The sequence below is a fragment of the Rhizobium sp. G21 genome, assembly GCF_014158035.1.
In the GTDB taxonomy this organism is placed as follows: domain Bacteria; phylum Pseudomonadota; class Alphaproteobacteria; order Rhizobiales; family Rhizobiaceae; genus Rhizobium_E.
In genome coordinates, this window is sequence record NZ_JACFXW010000001.1 from 1,874,459 (window position 1) to 1,898,119 (window position 23,661).

22 protein-coding genes and 3 pseudogenes are annotated in these 23,661 nt (G+C 62.9%); 11 read left to right on the forward strand and 14 right to left on the reverse strand.

Annotated elements, in window-relative coordinates; all coding sequences use genetic code 11:
- Positions 1-181 precede the first annotated feature (181 nt).
- Entirely contained in the window at positions 182-427 is a 246-nt protein-coding gene (locus tag H2O14_RS09545) for a LuxR C-terminal-related transcriptional regulator (protein ID WP_182827460.1), read from the forward strand.
- A 184-nt stretch (positions 428-611) separates the two neighbouring features.
- On the opposite strand, the gene fabI is transcribed toward H2O14_RS09545, so the two are convergent.
- The 3 genes and pseudogenes from fabI to fabA form a co-directional block, all read right to left on the reverse strand.
- Positions 612-1,421 carry an enoyl-ACP reductase FabI gene (gene fabI / locus H2O14_RS09550; protein WP_182827461.1) on the reverse strand — a complete coding sequence of 270 codons (810 nt, stop codon included), beginning with the start codon at positions 1,419-1,421 and terminating at the stop codon, positions 612-614.
- 5 nt (positions 1,422-1,426) lie between these two features.
- Positions 1,427-2,649, reverse strand: a pseudogene (gene fabB / locus H2O14_RS09555) (beta-ketoacyl-ACP synthase I).
- A 49-nt stretch (positions 2,650-2,698) separates the two neighbouring features.
- Positions 2,699-3,214, reverse strand: coding sequence for a 3-hydroxyacyl-[acyl-carrier-protein] dehydratase FabA (gene fabA / locus H2O14_RS09560; protein WP_182827462.1), 516 nt, complete (start codon positions 3,212-3,214; stop codon positions 2,699-2,701).
- Positions 3,215-3,446: 232 nt separating this feature from the next.
- On the opposite strand from fabA, the gene irrA reads away from it, so the two are divergent.
- On the forward strand, positions 3,447-3,872 hold the full coding sequence (gene irrA, locus H2O14_RS09565) for an iron response transcriptional regulator IrrA (protein WP_182827463.1): 426 nt from the start codon (positions 3,447-3,449) through the stop codon (positions 3,870-3,872).
- A gap of 53 nt (positions 3,873-3,925) precedes the next feature.
- On the opposite strand, the gene H2O14_RS09570 is transcribed toward irrA, so the two are convergent.
- Complete coding sequence (locus H2O14_RS09570; protein WP_182827464.1) at positions 3,926-4,561, reverse strand: trimeric intracellular cation channel family protein; 636 nt, start codon at positions 4,559-4,561, stop codon at positions 3,926-3,928.
- A 105-nt stretch (positions 4,562-4,666) separates the two neighbouring features.
- On the opposite strand from H2O14_RS09570, the gene H2O14_RS09575 reads away from it, so the two are divergent.
- A complete protein-coding gene (locus tag H2O14_RS09575) occupies positions 4,667-5,149 on the forward strand; it encodes a hypothetical protein (protein WP_182827465.1) in 483 nt (160 codons plus the stop codon).
- An 8-nt stretch (positions 5,150-5,157) separates the two neighbouring features.
- Here H2O14_RS09575 and H2O14_RS09580 read toward each other — a convergent pair whose 3' ends face one another.
- Together H2O14_RS09580 and H2O14_RS09585 are read right to left on the reverse strand one after the other, a co-directional pair.
- Positions 5,158-5,943 (reverse strand): YdcF family protein, encoded by a 786-nt coding sequence (locus H2O14_RS09580; RefSeq protein ID WP_182827466.1) that lies wholly within the window; start codon positions 5,941-5,943, stop codon positions 5,158-5,160.
- The gene (locus H2O14_RS09585) at positions 5,879-7,138 is read right to left on the reverse strand and encodes a TMEM43 family protein (protein WP_182827467.1); all 1,260 of its coding nucleotides are present in this window, start codon (positions 7,136-7,138) and stop codon (positions 5,879-5,881) included. The genes H2O14_RS09580 and H2O14_RS09585 overlap by 65 nt, the downstream gene beginning before the upstream one ends.
- Before the next feature lie 194 nt (positions 7,139-7,332).
- Here H2O14_RS09585 and H2O14_RS09590 point away from each other — a divergent pair, with 194 nt between their 5' ends.
- Positions 7,333-9,321, forward strand: coding sequence for a hypothetical protein (locus H2O14_RS09590; RefSeq protein ID WP_182827468.1), 1,989 nt, complete (start codon positions 7,333-7,335; stop codon positions 9,319-9,321).
- A gap of 279 nt (positions 9,322-9,600) precedes the next feature.
- Here H2O14_RS09590 and H2O14_RS09595 read toward each other — a convergent pair whose 3' ends face one another.
- Positions 9,601-10,155, reverse strand: a complete 555-nt coding sequence (locus H2O14_RS09595) for a c-type cytochrome (protein WP_182827469.1) — start codon at positions 10,153-10,155, stop codon at positions 9,601-9,603.
- Between the two features lie 147 nt (positions 10,156-10,302).
- Between H2O14_RS09595 and H2O14_RS09600 the strand changes: the two are divergent.
- The 3 genes and pseudogenes from H2O14_RS09600 (at position 10,303) to H2O14_RS09610 (ending at position 12,190) form a co-directional block, all read left to right on the forward strand.
- A pseudogene (locus tag H2O14_RS09600) lies at positions 10,303-11,051 on the forward strand (3-deoxy-manno-octulosonate cytidylyltransferase).
- A 30-nt stretch (positions 11,052-11,081) separates the two neighbouring features.
- Positions 11,082-11,936, forward strand: coding sequence for a prephenate dehydratase (locus tag H2O14_RS09605; protein ID WP_182827470.1), 855 nt, complete (start codon positions 11,082-11,084; stop codon positions 11,934-11,936).
- A 14-nt stretch (positions 11,937-11,950) separates the two neighbouring features.
- On the forward strand, positions 11,951-12,190 hold the full coding sequence (locus tag H2O14_RS09610; RefSeq protein WP_182827471.1) for an Lrp/AsnC ligand binding domain-containing protein: 240 nt from the start codon (positions 11,951-11,953) through the stop codon (positions 12,188-12,190).
- On the opposite strand, the gene H2O14_RS09615 is transcribed toward H2O14_RS09610, so the two are convergent.
- Positions 12,177-12,485, reverse strand: a complete 309-nt coding sequence (locus tag H2O14_RS09615) for a hypothetical protein (RefSeq protein ID WP_182827472.1) — start codon at positions 12,483-12,485, stop codon at positions 12,177-12,179. The two genes, H2O14_RS09610 and H2O14_RS09615, sit on opposite strands and share 14 nt — an antisense overlap.
- A 169-nt stretch (positions 12,486-12,654) precedes the next feature.
- On the opposite strand from H2O14_RS09615, the gene H2O14_RS09620 reads away from it, so the two are divergent.
- From H2O14_RS09620 to H2O14_RS09630, 3 genes are all read left to right on the forward strand, one after another.
- Positions 12,655-13,281 carry a ribonuclease D gene (locus tag H2O14_RS09620; RefSeq protein ID WP_182827473.1) on the forward strand — a complete coding sequence of 209 codons (627 nt, stop codon included), beginning with the start codon at positions 12,655-12,657 and terminating at the stop codon, positions 13,279-13,281.
- Positions 13,282-13,441: 160 nt separating this feature from the next.
- On the forward strand, positions 13,442-14,107 hold the full coding sequence (locus H2O14_RS09625; protein WP_182827474.1) for a triacylglycerol lipase: 666 nt from the start codon (positions 13,442-13,444) through the stop codon (positions 14,105-14,107).
- A complete protein-coding gene (locus H2O14_RS09630) occupies positions 14,043-14,696 on the forward strand; it encodes a hypothetical protein (RefSeq protein ID WP_182827475.1) in 654 nt (217 codons plus the stop codon). Before H2O14_RS09625 ends, H2O14_RS09630 begins: the two co-directional genes overlap by 65 nt.
- Here H2O14_RS09630 and H2O14_RS09635 read toward each other — a convergent pair.
- The gene (locus tag H2O14_RS09635; RefSeq protein WP_182827476.1) at positions 14,686-15,012 is read right to left on the reverse strand and encodes a DUF6665 family protein; all 327 of its coding nucleotides are present in this window, start codon (positions 15,010-15,012) and stop codon (positions 14,686-14,688) included. The two genes, H2O14_RS09630 and H2O14_RS09635, sit on opposite strands and share 11 nt — an antisense overlap.
- 172 nt (positions 15,013-15,184) lie before the next feature.
- Here H2O14_RS09635 and H2O14_RS09640 point away from each other — a divergent pair, with 172 nt between their 5' ends.
- On the forward strand, positions 15,185-16,933 hold the full coding sequence (locus H2O14_RS09640) for a hypothetical protein (protein ID WP_182827477.1): 1,749 nt from the start codon (positions 15,185-15,187) through the stop codon (positions 16,931-16,933).
- A gap of 81 nt (positions 16,934-17,014) precedes the next feature.
- Here the strand turns inward: H2O14_RS09640 and rpsA are convergent, their stop codons facing one another.
- The 5 genes and pseudogenes from rpsA to H2O14_RS09665 all read right to left on the reverse strand — a co-directional run bounded on the left by rpsA (position 17,015) and on the right by H2O14_RS09665 (position 23,582).
- Positions 17,015-18,718, reverse strand: a complete 1,704-nt coding sequence (gene rpsA, locus H2O14_RS09645; protein WP_182827478.1) for a 30S ribosomal protein S1 — start codon at positions 18,716-18,718, stop codon at positions 17,015-17,017.
- Between the two features lie 131 nt (positions 18,719-18,849).
- The gene (gene cmk / locus H2O14_RS09650) at positions 18,850-19,476 is read right to left on the reverse strand and encodes a (d)CMP kinase (RefSeq protein WP_182827479.1); all 627 of its coding nucleotides are present in this window, start codon (positions 19,474-19,476) and stop codon (positions 18,850-18,852) included.
- A gap of 138 nt (positions 19,477-19,614) precedes the next feature.
- Positions 19,615-21,571: pseudogene (locus tag H2O14_RS09655) on the reverse strand (MacB family efflux pump subunit).
- Between the two features lie 2 nt (positions 21,572-21,573).
- A complete protein-coding gene (locus tag H2O14_RS09660) occupies positions 21,574-22,803 on the reverse strand; it encodes an efflux RND transporter periplasmic adaptor subunit (RefSeq protein WP_182827480.1) in 1,230 nt (409 codons plus the stop codon).
- A gap of 170 nt (positions 22,804-22,973) precedes the next feature.
- Positions 22,974-23,582 carry a glutathione S-transferase family protein gene (locus tag H2O14_RS09665; RefSeq protein WP_182827481.1) on the reverse strand — a complete coding sequence of 203 codons (609 nt, stop codon included), beginning with the start codon at positions 23,580-23,582 and terminating at the stop codon, positions 22,974-22,976.
- Between the last annotated feature and the right edge of the window lie 79 nt (positions 23,583-23,661).

The following is a 23,661-nucleotide window of genomic DNA, read 5'->3' on the forward strand; positions in this document are numbered from 1 at the left end:
AAAGCTCAAAATAATGGCGCGCGCAGTCAATGAATTCCGCCGCGTCTTGAATTAGGACAGCCCGTATCGAAACGGGACGCTTACACTCCACCGACAAGACGAACGTTTCCAGCTGCCGAGCCCAGCTCGTCCAGCGCCGCATTGGGGAGGAATTAAAACAGACCAAGTAGATGGTAGAGTTATGAACAATCAAAACCGCGCATTGTCGATGCGCAGCACGCCTGATCTGAGTGACGCCGAACTGAATATTCTGCGTCTTGCCGCGAATGGCTACAATACCAACCGCATCGCCGAAGAGATCGGTCTGGAGTTCGAGCGAGTAAAGGCTGCGATGCAGTCGGCTCAATTCAAGCTCGGCGCCAAGAACGGCCTGCAGGCCGTCAGTATCGCCATCCGGTGCGGATATATCGGGATGGAGCGCCGTTAGCTCGATAACTGTCATCCCGTTGGCGTCGTGGGCGCCTTCCCATCGTCGCATCCACTCCTCCGGACTGCGACAGGAATGGTCCGAAGGCGGCGGACCGCCCACGCGTCCATAAAGAACCCGGCTCGCGCCTCCCGGCGGGCCGGGTTTCTTTGAACCCTGCAGACTCTCGAGACCCGCCTGCGGATCAGGATTCCTGATCGGCGCTTCGCAACTGTTCCAGCACCGGCATCGAGGTGATGTTGTAGCCGGAATCCACATAGTGGATCTCACCGGTCACACCCGTCGACAGGTCCGAAAGAAGATACAGCGCAGAACCGCCGATCTCGTCGATCGTGACGGTGCGGCGCAGCGGCGAATGCTTCTGCTGCCAGCTATACATGGCGCGGGAGTCGGAAATGCCGGCGCCGGCCAGCGTGCGCACGGGACCTGCCGAAATAGCGTTCACGCGAATGCCGCGCGGACCATAATCATTGGCGAGATAGCGAACGGACGCTTCCAGCCCTGCCTTGGCGACGCCCATCACATTGTAATTGGGCATGACGCGGGTGGAGCCGCCATAAGTCAGCGTCAGCATCGAGCCGCCGTCATTCATCATCTCGGCCGCCCGGCGAGCGATCTCCGTGAAGGAGAAGCAGGAGATGACCATGGTGCGCACGAAATTCTCGCGCGTGGTGTTGGCGTAGAGACCCTTGAGCTCCGACTTGTCGGAAAAGCCGATGGCGTGGACGATGAAATCCAGCTTGCCCCAGCGCTCGGCCAGCGCGTCGAACACGGCATCCACCGAGGCGACATTCTCGACATCGCATTCGAGCAGGAAATCGGAACCGATCTCCGCCGCAAGCGGACGGACGCGCTTGCCCAACGCCTCGCCCTGGAAGGTGAAGGCCAGTTCGGCGCCCTGGGCTGCCAGCGCCTTGGAAATGCCCCAGGCGATGGAGTGATTGTTGGCGACCCCCATGATGAGGCCGCGCTTGCCCTGCATGATCCCCGTCATCGCACTCATCCGTCGAAGCGTTCGAAAACGAGCGTGGCGTTGGTGCCGCCGAAGCCGAAGGAGTTCGACAGCGCCGTATCGATCTTGGCGTCGTCGATGCGGCTGCGCACGATCGGCATGCCTTCGAACTCCGGATCCAGCGTCTCGATATGAGCGCTTTCGCCGATGAAGCGGTTCTGCATCATCAGGATCGAATAGATGGCTTCCTGCACGCCGGCGGCGCCGAGAGAATGGCCGGTCAGCGACTTGGTGGACTGGATATGCGGGGCGTCGGCGCCGAACACTTCGCGGATCGCGCCGATTTCCTTGCTGTCGCCCACCGGCGTCGAGGTGCCATGGGTGTTGATGTAATCGACCTTGTTCTTCACGGTCGACAGCGCCTGGCGCATGCAGCGGATCGCGCCCTCGCCCGACGGAGCCACCATGTCGTAACCGTCCGAAGTCGCGCCATAGCCGGTCAGTTCGCAATAGATCTTCGCGCCGCGCGCCTTGGCGTGCTCCAGCTCTTCGAGGATCAGCACGCCCGCGCCGCCGGCGATGACGAAGCCGTCGCGATTGGCGTCGTAAGCGCGCGAGGCCACATCCGGCGTCTCGTTGAATTTGGACGACATCGCGCCCATGGCGTCGAACAGGTTGGACATCGACCAGTCGAGATCTTCGTGGCCGCCGGCGAACATCACGTCCTGCTTGCCCCACTGGATCATTTCGGCGGCGTTGCCGATGCAATGCGCAGACGTCGAGCAAGCCGAGGAAATCGAATAGTTGACGCCGTGAATCTTGAACCAGGTCGCCAGCGTGGCCGACGCCGTGGACGACATAGCCTTGGGCACCGCGAAGGGGCCGACGCGCTTGGGACTGTTGTTGTTGCGGGTGATGTCGGCGGCCTCGACGATCTGCTTGGTCGAAGGGCCGCCGGAGCCCATGATGATGCCCGTGCGCTCGTTATTGCCGATGTCGCCTTCTTCCAGGCCGGAATCGGCGATGGCCTGCAGCATGGCGACATGGTTCCACTGGCCGCCGGTCGACAGGAAGCGGGTGGCGCGGCGGTCGACCATGCCGGTCAGGTCGATCTTGGGTGCGCCCCAGACCTGGCACTTGAAACCATGTTCGGCGAAGTCGGGCGCATGAGTGATGCCGGACTTGGCGTTGCGCAGGAGTCGGTGACCTCAGCGGCGTTGCTGCCGATGGACGACACGATTCCCAGACCTGTGACGACGACACGTCTCATGATTTCAAACCTTCATCTATTGGTCATGGAGCCGGAGCGAGGAATTCGCTCAGGCCGCTTTTTCCTGGAAGAGACCCACGCGCAGGTCGCTCGCCTTGTAGATCACTTCGCCATCGGCCTTCATCCAGCCGTCGGCGATGCCGAGCACGAGACGGCCGCGCATGACGCGCTTGAAGTCGATGCCGTATTCCACCAGCTTGGTCTTAGGCGTCACCATGCCGGTGAACTTCACTTCGCCGGTGGAAATGGCGCGGCCCTTGCCGGGCTCGCCGAGCCAGCCGAGATAAAAGCCGGTCAGCTGCCACATGGCGTCGAGACCCAGGCAACCCGGCATGACGGGATCGCCCTCGAAATGGCAGGGGAAGAACCAGAGATCCGGCGTGATGTCGAATTCGGCGCGAATGAAGCCCTTGTCGTTGGGTCCACCGGTTTCGGAAATCTCGGTGATGCGATGAAACATCAGCATCGGGGGCAAGGGCAGCTGCGCATTGCCGGGCCCGAACATCTCGCCATGCGAGCAGGTGAGAATTTCCTCATAGGTGTAGCTGGACTTCTGAACGGCCATTAACGGCAATCCCCCTTGTGTATTTCCATGTCTTGGTCGCCGGGGCGACGAACGCCCGGGCGGATCTTGCTGCCGCCAATATAGGAAGAGAGGATAAAAAGCCAACCCAAAACACGGCTTTCCCGAGCGCGGCAGGGGCTTGAGGCCCGAATCCTGTTGAAAGCAGCGCAGCGAGAGGCTATATCGTTGACCAAAATAGTCTAAATATAGGCGGCTCGCGGAGCAGGCATTGATGGTCATGGAAGCTAAGACGATGACGGAAGCGAAATTGCGGGAGGCGGGGCTTCGGCCGACGCGGCAACGCGTCGCGCTCGCCGCCTCGCTGCTCTACGCCAAGGGCGACCGCCACCTGACCGTCGAGGAATTGCATGCCGAAGCCCAGGACGCCGGCATCGACGTGTCTCTGGCCACCGTCTACAACACGCTGCACCAGTTCACCGAAGCGCGCATGATCCGCGTGCTCGCCGTGGAAGGCAGCCGCACCTATTTCGACACCAATGTCTCCGACCACCATCACTTCTTCGTGGAAGGGCGCAACGAGGTGCTCGACATTCCGCAGAACAACATTTCCATCAACAATCTGCCGGCCCCGCCGGAGGGAATGGAAATCGCGCATGTGGACGTTGTGATTCGCCTTCGCGAGAAGACGAGAGCCTGACAGTCGGAATATCTCGGATACCAAAGCCGCCGTTTCCGGCGGCTTCGTCGTTTCTACAGGATATCGTTTGGGTTTCTGCCTGGCCGCGCTCTGTATACCGGGAAGGTCCAGCCGAAAATCAATGCGCCGCCGCGAATGACCAGGCATGTGGCCATCGCCGCGGCAAAACAGCTGAGTTGACTCATCCCCAGCGCCGAAGCTCCGGTAAACACCGCCGCGCCCGCCAAGGCCGCCGAAATGTAGATTTCCGGGCGCAACAGTACGGAGGGCTCGCCGGCGACGATATCGCGGAGCACGCCGCCGAACGCCGAGGTCAACATGCCCGTGACGATGGCCACGACGGGCGAGCCGGTGGCCGCCAACCCTTTGGCCGCGCCGAGCGCCGCATAGGCCGACAGCCCGATGGCGTCGAGCCAGAGCAACAGCTTGTAACGGCTTTCCAGAAGATGGGCGGTGAAATAGACGAGGATGCCCGACCCCAGGCAGACCAGCATGTAATTGGGATTTCTCACCCAGAACACCGGCAACTGACCGAGGATGACGTCGCGAAACGTGCCGCCGCCGATGCCGGTCAGCGCCGCCAGGAAAATGAACCCGACGATGTCGAGCTGCTTGCGGCTCGCCGACAGCGCGCCGGTGGCGGCAAACACCGCAATCGCCAGGTAATCGAGAAATTCAAGAATCGACATCGTCGCGCTCCCCGTCTCATCAGGCGCTTCTCATGCGCGATGTCAATTGCTTCGCGCAAGGCCGATATTGTCTGATGGCGCAGCCGAGCCGAGGAGATCTCAAGAATGGCGAGAACGGGACTATTCAACATCGCACGGCCTTTAGCCCTGGTCGCCGCTCTGTCGAGCGGCCCGATGACTGCCGTCGCCGATGAAGCGGACGCCGTGCGCGATCGCGAGCGGCAGGATTATGCCGTGTCCTGCCAAAGCGTGAAATTCATGCCCGAGGCGATCTGGACGGGCGACGTCAACAAGGATGGACTGACAGACGCCGTGGTCAAATCCTCGGCGATCGCCTGCGACAATAGCATCGGCGTCGAGTGCAACACGCTCGGTTGCCCGATCCGAATCTATGTCCAGACCGATGATGGACGGATGGCCTATATCGGCCAGGTCCGCGGCTTCGGCTACGAAGTCAGCTATCGCTACGGCATCCGCATTCTGGAATTCCGCATCGCCGGCAATCGCTGCCAGAAGGTCAACGCCGCAAAGTGCCTGATGGTGGCCCGCATCGACGGCCGCAAGCTGGTGACACTATCGACCGAATAAATCACCGCTCACGAGGGCTGTAGCCGCGGGCTTGATCCGCCCAGCTTGGCGCGCATGATGGCGAGCCATTCGCGCAGCGCCGTCGCGGTCAGTTGCGCATTCAGCGTCGGCTGGGTGAAATCGAGACCGAGGGCCACGCGGCCGCTGGAGCGGTAATCGCTCGGCCAGGGCGTAACGGTCACGCCCTGCGCCTCGAAAAACGAAACCGCGCGCGGCATGTGATAGGCGGACGTGATCAACAGACAGGACGACAGGCCGTCGCGCGCGAGCAGCGTCTTGGTGAAAGCGACATTCTCGGCGGTGTTGCGGGATGCGTCTTCGCGGACAAGACGGCTGGGATCGACGCCCATGGCCGCGAAAAAGGCCGGCGCGAGCTCGGCGTCGCCGGCGTAGTCGCCAGAAAAGGACCCGTCGCCGCCGGACACCAGGATTTTCGCCTCTGGACGCAGACGCGCGATGCGGGCCGCTTCGATGAAACGGTCGGCGGACTGGTTCATCTCCATGCCGCCGCGGCCGGCGGTCACTTCCAGGTCGAAGGCGCCGCCCAGCACGATCATGCAGGCGAGCGGCTCGGGCAGGTCCGGTCGCAGATAGACGGCTTCCAGACGCTGGAGCGCCCAGGCGCCGGTAGAGGTGAACAGCGTGACGAACATGATGCCGGCCGCGATCGAGGTAAGCGCGAAAGCCAGCCAGCGCCGCCCGAAAGCAAGGGCGGCGATGGCGAGGAGCTTAAACAGGAACGCGAGAGACAGGGGTTGGGCGACGAGCCAAAGGATCTTTCCCGCAACGAACATCCCGTCTCCCTTTCATTCCGTCAGGCGCGGCCGAAATTCGGCTCTGAAGCCGGCGCCGATTTCCGCCGGAGATAGCCGATGCCGAGGCGATCGCAACGCCGCCGCCGATGATGGCGAGCGCGAGCAGCGGCCGATAGGCGAACCAGCCGATCGCGATCACGGTGGGACCGACGATCAAGGTGAGGATGAGCGCGATCACACCGGTGCCGAAGCCGACGATAGACCCCAAGAACGGCAGGATGTCGGCGATGATGCTGAACAGGCCGAACAGCAGATTGAATCCGATCAACAGACCGATCATGCCGGCAGCCCGGATGATCCAGGTGATGATGGTGTTTTCAGTCTGGGCATGATCGAACATCGCCGCCGCGTCCTGGCGGCCGGCCTCGCTCAGGAAGATCTCACGACCGTTCGAGGTGGTGTAGGGCAGGATCTCGTCACCTTGCTGGCGTCCCACGAAACTCGCCTCCTTGAGATCGATGCGCTCGAAGGTGACCCGCATGTCGCCGACTTGCGGGGAAGTCGCGGAATTGCCGACATAAAGGCCGCCCTGGTTGAGCTTGACGGGACGGCTGGTGGCGATATTGGCGCCGATGCGCTCGGCGTCTTCCGCCGTCAGCGCCATCTTCGTGTTGTCGCCGAGATTGGCCGCCTCGTCGCCGGTGATCCGGAAGGCGCCCAGGCCCGCCTGATCGACGACGGAGCGGGCTCCGTCCACGGCGAAGGGCGGGTTTTCGTGACCGGACACCTTGAAGTCGGAGGAATCGACCGACGAACCCTTCCATTCCTTTTCATAGGAATAGGTCGTGGTGGTGGTCTCGCTGCCGCCGACACTCTTTTCCGACTTTGACTCGGATTTTTCCACCCATTGATACATTTCCACCTGGCGGGCGACGCCCACCGCCCCCGGCGCGGAAATGCCGAAATCGGGGTCTTCGACGGTGGATTGCACCGACACTGGCCCTGAAACATGGATGAGCTTGCCGTCATTGGCGCTGTCGATGCTGTTGGCGTCGATGGACACCACCAGCCCGGCGCCTTCGACCAGCGCGCGATAGGTGTTGATCGCCCTGCCCTCGTTGGTGAACAGGAAATAGATGGACACAAGGATGACGATGACGCCGATCAGGGTGCCGATCACACCGTTTTTCAGACGTGTGAACCACGACGTGGTGGTAGTTTCCGTATAGCTCATGACTTTCCCCATATGAAGCCGCCCGTGCCGATCGTTCGGCGCTTTGCCGAAACGTGTGTGGCGCTTCGATTATTCTGCCTTGCGCCAAGCTTACGGGATTCCCGTCTCTCAGGCGTTGCCTGAACGAATCCTATTGCAAACCACAAAAAGAGTTTCAAATAGAGATTCACTTTCTTTTTTGGGGACATCAGTAAATGGGCACGCAAATCGACCGATGGGTCGCCGTGATCAACGGCTTCTTCACCCGCTGGCACGGCGTCCTCTATGCCGTCTCGGCCTTTCTACTGGGCATATTTCTGAGTTGGCGGATCCTGTCGCTGGCGACGCCGCTCGGCGGCGTCGAAATCGCCTTCCTGGTCGTCTGCCTGGCGGGACTGGCGATCGGCCTGTGGATGCGCGGCGGCGAGATGCGCTTTCTATCCGTGCTCGCCGTCATCGCCGTCTATGCCGGCGGTTTCGCGCTGGCCGTCGCGATATGGCGCACGCTTCAGAAGGACTCCCAGGCGATCGAGGAATGGCAAGTCTGGCTGATCTTCACGTCGATCTTCATCTGCTGCTATTACGTGGCGATGACGTGGTTCCGTCCATCCCGGCGGCTCGACGGCATGACGCCGGATGAGCGCGAGGAGTATCTCGCCGCGCGTCGGGAGGAAACGCGCCGCAAGGCCGAACTCCGCAATCTCCCATCGCATGGCTGGTACCAGATTGCCTCCTTCGTCACGGGCGCTGCGATGATCGGCTCCTTCGCTACGACGGCGATCGGCTTCTATCACGAAATCGTCGATCCGCTCGATCCGCCGCTGGTGCAATACGGCATTCCGGTGGGCCTGTCGGCGCTTGCGGCGCTGATCATCTGGGCGGGATGGAACTTCGTCTTCCTGCGCATCCGTCTGGCGTCGAACATGGTCTCGCGCCTGTTCGGCTTCACGGTCGGCCTGATCGTGCTAGTGCCGCTGACGCTCGCCATCCACACCGTGTTCGGCATTATCGGCGTCGGCGGCGCCGAAGGGGTACGCGCTCACAATCTCTGGTATGCGGATGTGCTCGACGCCTATGAGCGCCGGGTCGACGGCGAGCGCGCCATCGAGGCCAATCGCCTGGCGGGCGCGCTTCAATATATGTCGAACCAGCTTCAGGCGGCCGCTCTGAACGAGGAGCGCACGGGCCAGGGCTGCGGCGCCGGCAAGGGCTCGCTCTGGACCTTCTACACCGACTCCGCCTCGCGCACCCAGACGATCGTCGACATCGTCACCACCCGCAAGAACGCCAATCAGGATATCAAGGCCAAGGTCGAGGATCTGCGCGCCCGCATCCGCCGTCCGGAAGCCAAGATCGAGGTCATCCAGCCGGAACTCGCCGCACAAGCCGACCAGATCCGCAAGCAGATCATGGAAACGGACAATTCATCGGCCATCCCCAGCGTCCGCACCTTCATCACCGAAACCCGGGCCACGGTGAATTCCGACGCCTTCTTCTCCGGCTGGTCGGCCTGCACGCTCGCCAAGAAGGACGTCATTCTCGCCCAGATCAACACGCTGATCGATTCGGTGGAGGAATCGATGCGCAGCGCCGAAAACGAGATCCGGGCGAAGAAGAACAGTACCGAATTCCGGATTCCGCCGGAGAACCGCATCGAGACGATTCCGTTTATCGACCGCTATTTCCATGGCGATCGGCGCGAACCGGTGCAGACGCCCGCCCAGGCCGCCGGCGACGTGCCGGTCTTCGTGCCGATGCGGCCCTTCTGGTCGGTGGTCTCCTATGCCGGCAGCCTGATGGGCTATATCGCGCTCCAGCTGGCGCTCGACTTTTCGCCGGCGGTGCTGGGCCTGCTGTTCGCCCTGCTCGCGCCCTTCCCGCGGGCCCGTACGCGGCTCGGCAGGGCCTGGGAAAACTATTGGGCAAAACGGATGGAGCGCTGGGCCCCGGTCGAGGACGAGCCAGCTTCCGTCACGCCACCCAAACCGGCTCCGCAAGAGCCCGCGTCGGAAAAAGAAGAGGCCGCTCCCCTCCAAGAAGCCGATATTCGCACGCAGGCGGAGGCTCCAGCCCCGCCAGCGTCAACGAGCCCCGAGCCCACGACTGCGCCACAACAGCGGCGGGAACCTTCTCTCGATTCGGAACCGACCATACCGGCCGAGACCATCGAAGGTCGTGACCGCAGCGACGACATCAGGCTTTGAGCGTTGAGGTGTTGTGAGGGCGCCGCACGGCGCTCCTCATCCGCATCCACCACCCGTCGGGCTGCGACGCTCTCAGCTTGCACGGAAACGGGCGGAAAGCCGCAGGGCGCACCAATCGTTCGGTAACACAATAATACGCCACCGGATGATCGTCGGCGCCCAGCCTCCCCGCCTTCGAAAACTCCGTTTGTCCCCATCATGTGAGCGTGGGTGGGAAACGTGGAAAGGCCCCGGGAACAACCCGAGGCCTTGAAAATCAGATCAGTCTTCGACTGCGGCTTACTTGGCCGGCGCAGGCAGCGGCGCATCGGACTTGGAGTTCAGGAAAGCGATGATGTCGGCGCGTTCCTGATCCTTCTTGTCGCCGGCGAAGCCCATGGCGGTGCCCTTGATGTACTTCTTCGGCGCGAGCAGGAAGTGGTTCAGGTGGTCGAAGCTCCAGACTTCCTTGCCGCCCTGCGAAAACTCCTTCATCGCACCGGAATAGCTGAAATCGGCGAGATGCGCGATGGGACGACCGACGACGCCGTAGAGGTTGGGGCCGACTTTGTTGCCGCCGCCCTTTTCGGTGCTATGACAGCTCGCGCATTTCTTGAACAAGGCTTCGCCGCGCGCCGCATCGGCGGTCGCCATGAGATCGGCAATCGGAACCATGGCGGGGGCGGCGTCGGCGGCCGGCTCTCCGCCTTCGGTGGGTTCGGCGGCGGCGATCTCAAAACCCGGCTTTTCCGGCACTTCCGAATGGAACAGGCCCTCCGAGGCGATCGAAACCGACATCAGCACGAAAACAGTCCCCAACAACGCGCCGATACCCATATTCACGTAAGAATTCATCTCGCAGAGCTCCCCTGTTGCCAGATCCCGTCCGGCGCACCTTGAAATCGCGCGGAACCTATGTCTTTTGGCTCCCATGCGCAACAGTAGTCAACCGTCAACGGTGAGACTAATTGACACTATTCTCGTGGAAAATGAAGGCCCGGCATGACGAATCCTGCGTATGAAAACACTCTCATCCTCATTCCGGCGCGGATGGCCTCCACGCGCTTGCCGGGTAAGCCGCTCGCCGATATTGGCGGGGCGCCGATGATCGTACAGGTTGCGCGACGCGCCACAGAAAGCGGCGTCGGCCGCGTAACGGTCGCGGTGGACCATCCCGACGTGTTCGAGGCCGTGCGAAGCGCGGGCTTCGACGTGGTGATGACCAGGGTCGATCACCAGTCGGGCTCGGATCGGATTTTCGAGGCGCTCGGGCACGCCGACCCCGAGGGCAAAGCCGAATTCATCGTCAATGTGCAGGGCGACCTGCCGACCATCGAGCCGGAATCGATCCGCGCCAGCTTGCGTCCGCTGGCGAATGCGGCAACCGACATCGCCACACTGACGGTCGAGATCAAGGACGAAGAAGAAAAGATCAATCCCAACGTGGTCAAAGTGGTTGGCTCGCCGCTGTCGGAGACGCGCCTGCGCGCGCTCTACTTCACCCGCGCCACGGCGCCCCATGGCGCAGGCCCGCTTTATCACCATATCGGCCTCTACGCCTATCGCCGCGCCGCGCTCGAAAAATTCGTCGCTTTGTCGCCTTCGACTCTCGAAAAAGGGAATCGCTCGAGCAGCTCCGGGCGCTGGAGGCGGGCATGCGCATCGATGTCGAAATGGTTGACGCGGCCCCGCTCGGCGTCGATACTCCCGCCGACCTCGAAAAGGCCCGGGCGATCCTCGCCGCGAAATAACAGCAAGAAGATTGGGCGGAAGCGCATATCATGATCACCACCACAAACCGCATCGCGTTCCAAGGCGATTACGGCGCCAATTCCGACATGGCCTGCCGGGACCAGTTTCCGGACATGAGCCCGCTTCCCTGCCCGACATTCGAAGACGCCTTCATTGCGGTGGAAACCGGCGACGCCGATCTCGCGATGATCCCGATCGAGAACACGCTGGCCGGCCGCGTCGCGGATATCCACCGGCTGCTGCCGGAATCGCGGCTGCATATCGTCGGCGAATATTTCATGCCGATCCGTTTCCAGCTGATGGTGCTGCCGGGCGTCACGCATGACGAGATCCGCACCGTGCACAGCCATATCCACGCGCTGGGCCAATGCCGCAAGATCGTGCGCCTGAACGGCTGGAAGCCTATTGTCGCCGGTGACACCGCGGGCGCCGCCAAGCTGGTCTCGGAGGAAGGAGATCGCTCCATGGCCGCGCTCGCGCCGCGCCTGGCCGCCGACCTTTACGGCCTAGACATCATTCAAGAAAATGTGGAAGACGCGGAAAACAACGTCACGCGCTTCGTGGTTCTGTCGCACAAGGCTAGGTCGATCCAGCGCGAAAGCCGCGATGAGAAGATCATCACAACCTTCATCTTCAATGTCCGCAACATTCCGGCCGCGCTTTACAAGGCGCTCGGCGGTTTTGCGACCAACGGCATCAACATGACCAAGCTCGAGAGCTATCAACTCGGCGGCAAGTTCATCGCCACCCAGTTTTATGCGGATATCGAAGGCCATCCGGACGATGAAAACGTCAGGCAGGCGATGGAGGAGCTGAAATTCTTCTCGACCGAGGTCCGGCTGCTCGGCACCTACAAGGCGCATCCCATGCGCGACACGCTCTGACCGGAGAGGAACCCATGACAACCTGCGTCTTCGTCCAATTGCAGTGCAAGCCGGGAAAGGCCTACGACGTCGCCGACCGCGTCTATGAGCGCGAGATCGCCTCGGAGATCTATTCGACCAGCGGCGAGTTCGACCTGCTGATCAAGCTCTATATCCCGGACGGGCAGGACATCGGCCATTTCATCAACAACAACATCCTGGGTATCGACGGCATATCGCGCTCGCTGACCACGATGACCTTCAAGGCCTTCTGACGATCCCGTCCGCGCCTTTATAGACGTTCCAGTCGTACAGGCGCGGCGGGTCGCGCGACTCCACCGTCACGCCGTTTTCCTCGCAGCGATAAATCCGCTCGACGACCGGGCCGGAGCGCCAGCTCCGGACGCCGACGCCGTCATGCACATCCCTGAGCGCCGTGGTGCAATTGAGCGACGGCTGCGGCTTGTCGTCGGGATCGACGACTCCGGGCAGGTTGGTGAAGGGATAGTCGCCGGCCATGGCGAGTCCCGGCGCGGCGGACAGAAGAGCGACAATCAGCAAGGCGCGCATGCGCGTGAACTCCGGTTTCCGCGTCCTATGTATGACGACCGGCTCCGCCATCCAATATGCTTTCGAACAACATCGATAACCTTTCGGTGAGGCTGCCGCGCGAAGCAGCATTCCGTTTCTTCATGCAATCGCATATATCCGAATGATGACACAGAAAACTGGAGCCGCCATGTCCGCCGACATCCGCCTGCACAAAGGCGACATTTCCACCGAGGCCGCCGCACGCTATGCCGGCGCGATCGCCATCGACACGGAAACGCTCGGTCTCGTGCCGCGCCGCGACCGGCTCTGCGTTGTGCAGCTCTCTTCCGGCGACGGCAGCGCCGACGTGATCCAGATCGCCGCAGGCCAGACCGAAGCGCCGAATCTCGTGGCCATGCTGGCCGATCCCGCGCGACAGAAGATCTTTCATTTCGGCCGCTTCGACATCGCCGTGCTGTTTCATACCTTCGGCGTGACGACGTCCCCCGTTTTCTGCACCAAAATCGCCTCGCGGCTCTGCCGCACCTATACCGACCGGCATGGCCTTAAAGACAATCTCAAGGAAATGCTGGAGATAGACGTCTCCAAGGTGCAACAGCAATCGGATTGGGCGGCGGAAACGCTGTCGCAGGCGCAGCTGGACTATGCGGCCTCCGACGTGCTGCATCTGCATGCGCTCCGCGACAAGCTGACGGCGCGTCTGGAGCGGGACGGCCGCATGGCGCATGCCGAGGCCTGCTTTCAATTTTTGCCGACCCGCGCCAAGCTCGATCTGCTCGGTTGGGAGGAGACCGACATTTTCGCGCATAGTTGAGATCAGGCGGCGTCCTTGGTCAATCAGTCCGCCGCGATCGACATTTCTTGGGTGAAACGCCGCGAACAGGCTATAGTCGACGCTCCATATCAGGGAGGTCGATATGTTTTCGAAATCTTTTCAAATGCTTGCGGCTGTTCTTACGCTCTCCGGCTTTCCCATGTCATCCCAGTCCAACGATTATCCTCCTGTCGTGTTCGTTCACGGCGACAGCGACACGGCCGGCCTCTGGATGGTCCAGATGTGGCGTTTCGAGAGCAACGGCTATCCACGCGACCGGCTTTTCCCCGTCGACATCCCCCATCCTTCGGCGCGCGGAGATGACGGAAAGGCGGAGCAGAACCGGTCCTCCACGGAAGATGCGGCGCGCGCCGTGGCGGCCACGGTCGACGAGGCGCTCGCGAGAAGCAAAGCCGGCAAGGTGGTGTTGATCGCCAATTCGCGCGGCTGCCAGACCTCCCGGAACTTCGTGAAGAACTTCGGCGGCGCGGACAAGGTCGCCGCCATGATCCTTACCGGCTGCGTGCACCGCGGCGTGTTCGTTGCGCCGGACTTCGCGCAGGGCTCCGAATACAACGGCGCCGGCGCCTTCCTGAAGGCCCTGAACGAACCGCCGGTGATCCCCGACGGCGTCCCGGTCACCATCATCAGATCCGACAGGTTCGATCTTTATTCCCAGCCGGACGGCAAATTCATCGGCAAGCCCGGCAAGCCGACGGGAGCGAATTTCGATTCGCCCGAGCTCGAGGGCGAGCAACAAAGTGATCGCCGGCGCGGATCATCGGGAGACCGGCTATTCGCCCGAGGCCTTCGCCATCATGTATAAGGCCATCACCGGCGCGGAGCCGGAAACCACCGCGATCGCGCCGGAGAACGCGCCGGTGCTTTCAGGCGTGGTTTCGGGTTTCGACAATGCGGCGCCGACCAATCTGCCGCTCGTTGGAGCGCGGGTCGCGATCTTCGAGACGGACAAGGCGACCGGAGCCGAGCGAGGCGAAGCCGTCTATGAGGCTTCCGTCGGCGAGGATGGCCGCTGGGGTCCGTTTACGGCCAAGCCGGGCCAGACCTATGAATTCGTCATCCGCGCGCCGGGTCTGCCGGTCCACCGGATCTATCGCTCCGCTTTCCCGCGTTCATCCGACGTCGTCAACATCAGGCTCTATCCCGCAGAGGGCGGCGACGGTCCCGGCATTGGAGTGATGCGGCCACGCGGCTACTTCGGACCGGATGACGCCGCCACCGCCAACGGCGCGGCTTTTGCCGAAATCGACAAGAGCGAGCCGGTGCCGCATGTATGGAAAGCCCGTGTCGCGGGCTCGCCGGGAGAGAGCGTGGTCGCCCGGTTCAACGAAGAAATGCTGGCGGGGCGGATTCCCGCCGCCGGCGAAAACGCCTGGATCGAACTCAGCTATTAGCCGCCGGACGCTTGACGCCGAGCCGGGCGATCACCTCGCCCGGTATGGCGTAACGCGCGATGATGTCGCGACCATTGCGCAATCCGCAGACTTCGCGCTGGATGAACAGCGCCTGCACCGCCTCGGCCGCGTCGTAGAGGAGTTTTTCGCGTTCAGCGCCGTCCGCGTGGCCCAGGCGCGCCAGCAATGCTTCCACCTTGAGCCCCGCCCGTCCCAGGCTGTCGGCGCGCTCCGACATCAACTCATATTCCAACAGGCCGAGAGCGGTTTCTCCCTGACGGGAGGGGGCGAGCGATTGTGGCGGACGAACGGACATGGCGTTAGCATTCCATTAAGCATAGTTTGCTAGTCTGTCCGACAGATATAGGCTTACCCAGGCGCGATGCAACTGCGCCGCCGCTAGTCAGCAGGAGGGATAGCCGGGGGCGACATGAGCCGCCCTAATGTCCCACCCCATGTTCCCCTTCCTCTCCATCGGGAGCAATGTGATGCTGACGCCTTTCAGTTCGGGCGTGACGCCCACTGCCAGTTTGAAGACCAACAACTCGGACCAGCGCATGTCGCCGGCTTTCTCGGGCGCGCAGCCGCTCGCCGAAGGCCCGACGCCCATCCAAATCGCACAGCCGATAATCGGCCTCGAACCCGAAGCTCTTCTGGCGAACGTCAAGACCGAAACCGCGACCGCGCTCAATCAAACCGTATTGCAGACCCTCGCCGCGGCCGTCGCGGCGCGAATGGGTGTCGAGCGCCTTCCGGACGAATTGCTGGAAGCATTCTTCGTTCGGCTGGCCGCGGCGATCGAACGCAAACCTTCGGCCGAGCAGGGAAAGATTGAAACCCGGGCTGGTCTAAAACCTTTGCAGATCCCGCTTTCCGACCTCGCCCCTGCGCTGAGGGACCCTTCCGGCCCGGTCGCGGCGCGCCTGACGGCCAAGGCGGAAGCGCCGATGGCGGCGCCGCAGAAGACGGCTGCCGCCGGCATAACCGATTCCTACCTCCAGACCGGTTCCACCCCGGCCCGCAGCGCCGAAACGGTCGCCATGAGCGAGCGCAATCGCCTGTCGACAGACACCGGAAACCTGCTGTTTCAGAACGCCGCGCCGAAGACCGGAGACGGCGAAGCCGACAACGCGTCGCAGACGCAATTCAGGACGCTGTTTGCGCCGGATGCGGCCGGCTTCGAGCGCGACGCGCCGAGGACGGCGCCGGCCCATGATGTGGCGAGACCCAACACGGTTGCGCGAAGGGGCGCGGGACCGGCGGCGAGCGGCCCAGAGGGCCCATCCGTCGCCGGTCCGGAGATCCCCCTCCCTGACGCGTCTGAAGAAAAGGTTACAGTCACAGGCGCGCCGGCGCGGAGCAACAAAACCGAAGCCGCCCCGCAGAGCACGCCGATCGCCCTCCCCGCAACGCCGGAAGCCGAGTCGAAGACAGCGCCCGTCGAAACACGACAAAGTCCCGTAGATAAAGAGCGGCCGACGCTTCAAGCCAAGCCGTCGTCCATATCTCCGGAACTCCAGCAGGCCTCCCCAGCGCGGGCGGACATCGCCGAGGCACAAGCAAAGACCGGGAGCGTCACGCCCATGAAAGACGCGCCCCGTGCGGGCGAGCGCCTCGCGCTGCCCGACATTCCTCCCCTCGATCCGCAGACGGAATTCGGAGAAAAAGTCGAGGACAATGACCTGCAGCGGAGGCTCTTTCGGATGCTGACGTCTGCGCCTGCGGCATTGGAGGATCGGTCGCCCGCCCTCCCGGATTTGCCGAACGTCCTAAGGGGCCGAAGCCAAGCCGAACTCAGGGAGACGACGGCCATGACGGAATCGGGCGAAGCGCTCGAACCTGCGGCCGAACGATCGGCGCGCTCACGTGACGTAATTTCCTCCACACTGCTGCCAACCTCGACCACGACATCACAGCCGGAGGCGACGCAACGGGCAGCCGCCGCGTCGCAGTTCGGCGTGCCGTTCGGATATGTGACGACGCCGCCCGGCAAGGATGCGTTCGAAGCCCGCAAGGCCGAAGACGGCGAAGGGCGACATCGGGAAGACGAGTCGAGCGACGAAGACGCCGACCAGAATCCGGAGACGCCGGACGAGCGTCGCGAGCGCCTGGCGCGCGAAGGCGTCGATCGTCTCCTGCAGCCTGAGGCGGAGCCGTCGCAGGAACTGACGGTCAATCGGGATTCGACCGAAGCCGATCGCGCCTTCGCCTATTATCAGCGCCTCGCCGGTTTCTGACGCGAGACCTGAAAATCTCCAAAAAAGAAAACCCCGCCGGCGGAAAGCCGGCGGGGTTCGCATGTCTCAGATCAGCAGAGCTTATTCGCCGCCGCGGTTCTTCAGAGCCGCGCCGAGAATGTCGCCGAGCGACGCGCCGGAGTCGGACGAGCCGAACTGAGCGACGGCTTCCTTCTCTTCAGCGATCTCGAGAGCCTTGATCGACAGCTGAACCTTGCGGTCCTTCTTGGAGAAGTTGGTGACGCGTGCGTCGACAACTTGACCGACCTGGAAGCGCTCGGGGCGCTGTTCGTCACGGTCGCGCGACAGGTCGGCGCGGCGGATGAACGACACCAGCTCTTCGTGGTTGACCAGCTTCACTTCGATGCCGCCATCGTTGATGGCGAGGACTTCGCACGAGACGACGGCGTTCTTGCGCAGATCGCCGGAAGTCGCGGCTTCGCCGACAGCGTCGCGGCCGAGCTGCTTGATGCCGAGCGAGATGCGCTCCTTGTCGACGTCCACATCGAGAACGACGGCCTTGACGACGTCGCCCTTGTTGAACTCTTCGATGACCTGTTCGCCCGGACGGTTCCAGTCGAGGTCGGAGAGGTGCACCATGCCGTCCACGTCGCCGTCGAGGCCGATGAACAGACCGAATTCGGTCTTGTTCTTGACTTCGCCTTCAACGACTGCGCCAGCCGGATGAGCGTTGGCGAATGCAGCCCACGGATTCTCGAGCGTCTGCTTGAGGCCGAGCGAGATGCGGCGCTTGGACGGATCGACTTCCAGAACCACGACGTCGACTTCCTGCGTGGTGGACAGGATCTTGCCGGGATGGACGTTCTTCTTGGTCCAGGACATTTCGGAGATGTGGATGAGGCCTTCGATGCCCGGCTCCAGTTCCACGAACGCGCCGTAGTCGGTGATGTTGGTGACAGTGCCGGTGATCTTCTTGCCGACCGGGTACTTCGCGCCGATATCGCCCCAGGGATCGGACTCGAGCTGCTTCATGCCGAGCGAGATGCGATGGGTTTCCTGGTTGATGCGGATGATCTGAACCTTGACCTGCTGGCCGATGGACAGGATTTCCGACGGATGGTTGACGCGACGCCATGCCATGTCGGTGACGTGCAGCAGGCCGTCGATGCCGCCGAGATCCACGAATGCGCCGTAATCGGTGATGTTCTTGACGACACCCTCGACAACCTGGCCTTCTTCGAGGTTCTGGACGATTTCAGAACGCTGCTCGGCGCGGGACTCTTCGAGAACCGTGCGGCGCGACACGACGATGTTGCCGCGACGCTTGTCCATCTTGAGGATTTCGAAGGGCTGCGGAACATGCATCAGCGGGGTGACGTCGCGGATCGGACGGATGTCGACCTGCGAACGCGGCAGGAAGGCGATGGCGCCGTCGAGATCGACGGTGAAGCCGCCCTTGACCTGGTTGAAGATCACGCCTTCGACGCGTTCGCCGGCGTTGAACTTGACTTCCAGCTTGGTCCAGCTTTCCTCGCGGCGAGCCTTCTCGCGCGACAGGACAGCCTCGCCCATGGCGTTTTCGATGCGATCGACGTAAACTTCGACTTCGTCGCCGACCTTCAGCGTGCCGTCCTTGGCGCGGGCGCCGAATTCCTTGAGCGCGATGCGGCCTTCGACCTTGAGGCCGACGTCAACGATGGCGACGTCCTTCTCGATGCCGGTAATGATGCCCTTGGTCACATAGCCTTCGGCGAGGTCGACCTTGGAAAAGGATTCTTCGAGGAGGGACGCGAAGTCCTCCTTCAGGGAGTTAGCTGCGGACATTGGTTCTCCAAACGGGCGACGTCTTGTCCAGAAGTCGCCGAAAGCGCCGGGGTTAGTGGTTAAACACAGGCCTTCCCCATAGTCCGGCCCTCAAAAACGGGGCAGATCCGGCGCGCGGAATACAGGAAAACCTATTTCAAGCGCTCGTCGATAATCGCTTTCGCTGCCTGAAACGCCGCCTCTATACCCATTTCGGACGTATCAATCAAGTGCGCATCAGCCGCTGGTTTCAACGGACTGTCGGCGCGGCCCATGTCGCGCGCATCGCGCCTGACGAGGTCGGCGAGTACGGTGTCGAAATCGCCCGAGCCGCCATTGGCGTGGATTTCATCCAGGCGACGCTGGGCGCGAACCTCGGGAGACGCCGTCACATAGAGCTTCACATCGGCATCGGGGCAGACCACAGTGCCGATATCGCGTCCATCGAGCACCGCGCCGGGCTCGCGACGGGCGAAACGGCGCTGCGCCTCGACGAGTTCGCGACGCATGTCCGGCATCACCGCAATGCGGGAGGCGGCTTCGCCGATCGCATGCTGCGACAGTACGGTCCGGTCGAGGCTGGACAGATCCAGCCGTCGCGCGGCATCCGCCGCCTGCGCCTCGCTGTCGAGCGGCAGCCCCTGATCCAGCATGGACTTGGCCACGGCGCGATAGGTCAAGCCCGTATCGAGATGATGAAAGCCATAGGCGTCCGCGATTTTCCGGGACAGCGTTCCCTTTCCAGCAGCTGCGGGGCCATCGATGGCTATTGTCGGCATTCCCAAACCCTGATCGTGGCAAGAATCATGAAACTGTCGCACTCACGCGGGTGTTTTCATAGGCAGAGACATGGGCCTTGCCAAGCGCAGGCGCAAAAATGCCGGGGCGACGCATCGTTTGTCGCGGCTACGGACGCGTCACGCCCGACTGAGGGCGACCACCGGATCGAGCCGCGACGCGTTGCGCGCCGGAAGGAAACCGAACAGGATTCCGATCAGCGTGGACACCACGAAAGCGCCGATGATCGACGGCGTCGAGTAGATGAACGCGAATTTGTCGGTGAGCAGCGAGACCAGTCCGCCGAGCCCGAAGGCCGTCGCCACCCCGAGAAATCCGCCGACGAAACAGACCAGCACGGCTTCCGTCAGAAATTGCTGCAGGATATCGGAGCGCCGCGCGCCGACCGCCATCCGCACCCCGATTTCCTGCACCCGTTCCGACACCGACACCAGCATGATGTTCATGACGCCGATGCCGCCGACCACCAGCGAGATCACCGCGATGGCCGCCACCAGCAAGGTCAGCGTCTCCGCCGTGGCCGTGATCGTCTGGCGGATCTGGTCGGTGTTGAAGATGAAGAAGTCCTTGGTTCCGTGGCGCGCCAATAGAAATTCCGTCGCCGCCTGTTCGGCGAGCGTGGTGCTGGCGTCGTCGGACACTTTGAGGAGAATCGAGCGAAGGCTCGTCTCCCCGTCAGCCGCGCCTGAACCGTGGTGAAGGGCAGATACACATTGAGATTGCCCGACCCGCCGAAGCTTTGTTCCTGCGGTTCGATGATGCCGATGATGCGGCAGGGCACCGCGCCCACGAGCAGGATCTGCCCGACCGCGTCCTCATCCGGAAACAGCGTCTTTCGGGTGTTGTCGTCGATGACCACGTCCTGGGCGCGGGCGTTCACGCTCGCAACATCGAAAAATCGGCCCGACGCGAGCGCGGCGTTGCGGACGCCGAAAAAGCCGGGGCCGACGCCGTTGACCAGCGCCGAGGCTTCCTGCGATCCACGCCGCAGGGTGAGACTTTTGGTGACCGTGGGTGTGACGCCGGCTGCGTAAGGCTGGGTCGCCAGCGCCTCCGCATCGGCGAGGGTGAGAGTCTGAACCTTTTCGGAGCGCACGTCGCCGAAATTCTTGCCGGGAAAAATCTCCAGCGTATTGGCGCCGAGACGCGATATTTCCTGCAGCACCAATTGTTGCGAGCCCGCGCCGATCGCCACCACGCTGACGACGGACGCGATGCCGATGATGATGCCGAGCATGGTGAGAAACGTGCGCAGACGATGCGCGTTCATCGCGATCAGGGCCATGCGGAAGGCTTCGCCGAACCGATCCAACCCGGCCATGACGGCGTTTCCCGCCGAAACTTTTCGTCGGGAATCTCCATCGGACACCGCCTCGGCCGCATCCGCCTCTTCCGTCCGGCGATCCGAAACGATCCGTCCATCGGAAATTTCCACCACGCGATGAGCGCGTCGGGCCACGGCCATGTCATGCGTGACGATGATCACCGTGTGGCCCTCGGCGTTCAGTTCTTCGAGGATCTTCAGCATCTCCTCGCCGGTCCTGGTGTCGAGCGCGCCGGTCGGTTCGTCGGCGAGGATCACGTCGGCGCCATTGATGAGAGCGCGCGCGATCGAGACCCGCTGTTGCTGGCCGCCCGACAGCTGGCCCGGACGGTGGCTCAGGCGCTCGCCCATTCCCAGCCGTTCCAGCATCGCCCTGGCGCGGCTGCGCCGCTCGGACGCCGACATGCCGGAATAGATCGCCGGGATCTCGGCGTTGGACAGGGCCGAGAGTTCGCCGAGCAGGTGATAGCGCTGGAAGATGAAACCGAAATGCTCGCGTCGAAGCTGGGCGAGTTCGTCCGGATCGAGATCCGAGGTGAGCCTGCCGCCGATGCGGTAGCCGCCGCCGCTCGGCCGGTCTAGGCAGCCGAGAATGTTCATCAGCGTCGATTTGCCCGATCCCGAGGGTCCGATGATCGCCACGAATTCGCCGGCCGCGATATCGAGATCGACATCTTTGAGCACCGTGATCACATCTTCGCCTGCGGGAATTCGCGGCGGACCTTGGTCAGGGAAATGAGCGGGTCGGTCATGGTCAGAGCCTCATCGGAGGCCGGCCGACGCCGTCCGTCGCAGCCGTCGTCGAGCCTCGGCTGGTCACGATCACGTCGCCTTCTTCCAGCCCTGACTTGATTTCCGTGCGCAGCTTGTCGCTCAGGCCGGTCTCCACCTCGCGGAATGCGATCGTCTTGTTCGGCCCGACCACCTCGACACGGCTCTTGCCTCCGGGTTTTGCCGGCGGCTGGATCGCCGAGGCCGGCGCCAGGATCACATTTTCGGCGCGCCCGAGCACGATATGCACCTGCGCCGTCATATAGGTCTTGAGAACGCCGTCCGTGTTGGGAACCGTGAAGCGGCCGAAATAATAGATGGCCTCCGACGTCGACGACGAACTGCCGACGCTGCTGGAGGAACTGGAGGTCGAGATCTCCGAATCCGAGCGCAGGCTGTCCGGCGCCGGGTCGATAGAATCGAGCTTGGCTTCCCAGCGACGCGCGCCGTCGCCGAGCACGGTGAAATAGACGTCCTGGCCCGGCTTCACATTGACGACATCGGCTTCCGAGATCTCGGCCTGGATCAGCATCCGGTCGATCTGGCCGAGGACGACGATGGTCGGCGCGGTCTGGGCGGCGTTGACCGTCTGCCCCTGTTGCGCCACGACCAGCAGGACGGTTCCATCCATCGGCGCGGTGACGCGGGTGTAACCCAGATCCACCCTTGCGCTGGCGACCGCCACTTGCGCCTCGGCGATCTGCGCATCGAGGGCGGCGATCTGCGCCCGCGCCGTAGACACCGCCGTCTGGGCGTTCTCGAATGCGTCTTGCGAGGTGGCGCGGCTGGCCAGCCCCTGTCGCGATCTCTCGAGCGCCGATTCGGCGTAAGTGAGCGTGGCCTGCTTTTCGGTGCGTTGCGCCCGCACATTGGCGAGCGCGGCCTCCGCCGTCTTCAATGCGTTCTGCTGGGTGAGACTGTCGATTTCGGCGACCAGATCGCCTTCCGAGACTTTCTGGCCGAGCGTCACATGCAGATCGGTGATACGGCCCGACGCCTGCGCGCCCACCGCCACGAGCCTTGCCGGCCGCACCGCGCCGGTCGCCAGGACCGCGACTTCGATGTCGCCCCGGGTGACCTTGGCGGTGATGACATTGGCGAGGGGATCGCCGGTTTCGGCCCTGTTGAGCCAGATATACCCCCGGCTGCCGCAATCAGCAGGATCGCCAGCGTCAGCCAGCCCGCCCATTTCTTCATCGTATTGGTACTCCATGGCGTCCGGCGCGACCGGTCCGCTCGTCCATGATCGCCGGGATGCGACCGGATAGTTCGGGACGAAACGCGCATTGTGTCTTGGATGGGATGTAGGCAGAGGCTTGGGGCGCGTCAAAGGCGAAGGCGAAACTCTTACAAAACTTTACCTCGTCGCGGCCGAACTTCGCTTCAGGCGAGCGCCCGGCGCACGGCGGGACGTTCTCCCATTCGGCGGTAGTGCTCGGCGATGCGCGGGAAGCCTGCGATATCGACGTCGTCGCTTTCCAGCCAGGTCGCGACGGTGAAGAGATAGGCGTCCGCCACGCTATAGGCTTGTCCCATTACGCAAGGGCCGCGAAACAAATCGCGCTCGATCAGCGTCATGCAGGCCGCCATGGTTTCCGGCACCTTGCGCTTCATGTCCTCCAGCGAGGACGGTTCCGACGCCCAGCGCGCGCCTCTCCTGCCATGGGCGTGTGCGACATGCACGGTCGAGGCGAGGTAGGCATTGAACGCCTGCATCTCGGCGAAGGCGAAGGGATCGTCGAGCGGCGCCAGCCCCGCCTCGGGAAATGCCTGTGCGAGATAGGGCAGCAACGCCGCGGTCTCGGTGAGCACGCCGCGATCCGTGACGAGCGCAGGCACCCGCCCCTTGGGATTGACCGCGAGATAGTCGGGCGAGGTCTGCTGTTGCGTGGAGAAATCCACACGGACCAGTTCATGGGGCGCCCCGATTTCTTCGAGGACGATTCGGACGGCCAGCGCGCAGGTGCCGGGCGTGAAGAAGAACGTGTACATGATCGGCCTTTCTCGGTATGGCGTCCATCCTTATCCTCCGAGGCGTCGGCATCGGCAAGAGCTGCGACGCCCGACGATA

Excerpts from the sequence above, each read along its gene's own strand:
- fabI (WP_182827461.1), bottom strand. The coding sequence starts at position 1,421 with ATGACGGGGATCATGCAGGGCAAGCGCGGCCTCATCATGGGGGTCGCC.
- irrA (WP_182827463.1), top strand. The coding sequence starts at position 3,447 with ATGGTCATGGAAGCTAAGACGATGACGGAAGCGAAATTGCGGGAGGCG.
- H2O14_RS09610 (WP_182827471.1), top strand. The coding sequence starts at position 11,951 with ATGACAACCTGCGTCTTCGTCCAATTGCAGTGCAAGCCGGGAAAGGCC.
- H2O14_RS09595 (WP_182827469.1), bottom strand. The coding sequence starts at position 10,155 with ATGAATTCTTACGTGAATATGGGTATCGGCGCGTTGTTGGGGACTGTT.
- H2O14_RS09570 (WP_182827464.1), bottom strand. The coding sequence starts at position 4,561 with ATGTCGATTCTTGAATTTCTCGATTACCTGGCGATTGCGGTGTTTGCC.
- H2O14_RS09580 (WP_182827466.1), bottom strand. The coding sequence starts at position 5,943 with ATGTTCGTTGCGGGAAAGATCCTTTGGCTCGTCGCCCAACCCCTGTCT.
- H2O14_RS09660 (WP_182827480.1), bottom strand. The coding sequence starts at position 22,803 with ATGGAGTACCAATACGATGAAGAAATGGGCGGGCTGGCTGACGCTGGC.
- rpsA (WP_182827478.1), bottom strand. The coding sequence starts at position 18,718 with ATGTCCGCAGCTAACTCCCTGAAGGAGGACTTCGCGTCCCTCCTCGAA.
- H2O14_RS09640 (WP_182827477.1), top strand. The coding sequence starts at position 15,185 with ATGCTGACGCCTTTCAGTTCGGGCGTGACGCCCACTGCCAGTTTGAAG.
- H2O14_RS09585 (WP_182827467.1), bottom strand. The coding sequence starts at position 7,138 with ATGAGCTATACGGAAACTACCACCACGTCGTGGTTCACACGTCTGAAA.
- H2O14_RS09635 (WP_182827476.1), bottom strand. The coding sequence starts at position 15,012 with ATGTCCGTTCGTCCGCCACAATCGCTCGCCCCCTCCCGTCAGGGAGAA.
- cmk (WP_182827479.1), bottom strand. The coding sequence starts at position 19,476 with ATGCCGACAATAGCCATCGATGGCCCCGCAGCTGCTGGAAAGGGAACG.
- H2O14_RS09615 (WP_182827472.1), bottom strand. The coding sequence starts at position 12,485 with ATGCGCGCCTTGCTGATTGTCGCTCTTCTGTCCGCCGCGCCGGGACTC.
- H2O14_RS09575 (WP_182827465.1), top strand. The coding sequence starts at position 4,667 with ATGGCGAGAACGGGACTATTCAACATCGCACGGCCTTTAGCCCTGGTC.
- H2O14_RS09625 (WP_182827474.1), top strand. The coding sequence starts at position 13,442 with ATGTCATCCCAGTCCAACGATTATCCTCCTGTCGTGTTCGTTCACGGC.
- fabA (WP_182827462.1), bottom strand. The coding sequence starts at position 3,214 with ATGGCCGTTCAGAAGTCCAGCTACACCTATGAGGAAATTCTCACCTGC.
- H2O14_RS09545 (WP_182827460.1), top strand. The coding sequence starts at position 182 with ATGAACAATCAAAACCGCGCATTGTCGATGCGCAGCACGCCTGATCTG.
- H2O14_RS09605 (WP_182827470.1), top strand. The coding sequence starts at position 11,082 with ATGATCACCACCACAAACCGCATCGCGTTCCAAGGCGATTACGGCGCC.
- H2O14_RS09590 (WP_182827468.1), top strand. The coding sequence starts at position 7,333 with ATGGGCACGCAAATCGACCGATGGGTCGCCGTGATCAACGGCTTCTTC.
- H2O14_RS09665 (WP_182827481.1), bottom strand. The coding sequence starts at position 23,582 with ATGTACACGTTCTTCTTCACGCCCGGCACCTGCGCGCTGGCCGTCCGA.
- H2O14_RS09620 (WP_182827473.1), top strand. The coding sequence starts at position 12,655 with ATGTCCGCCGACATCCGCCTGCACAAAGGCGACATTTCCACCGAGGCC.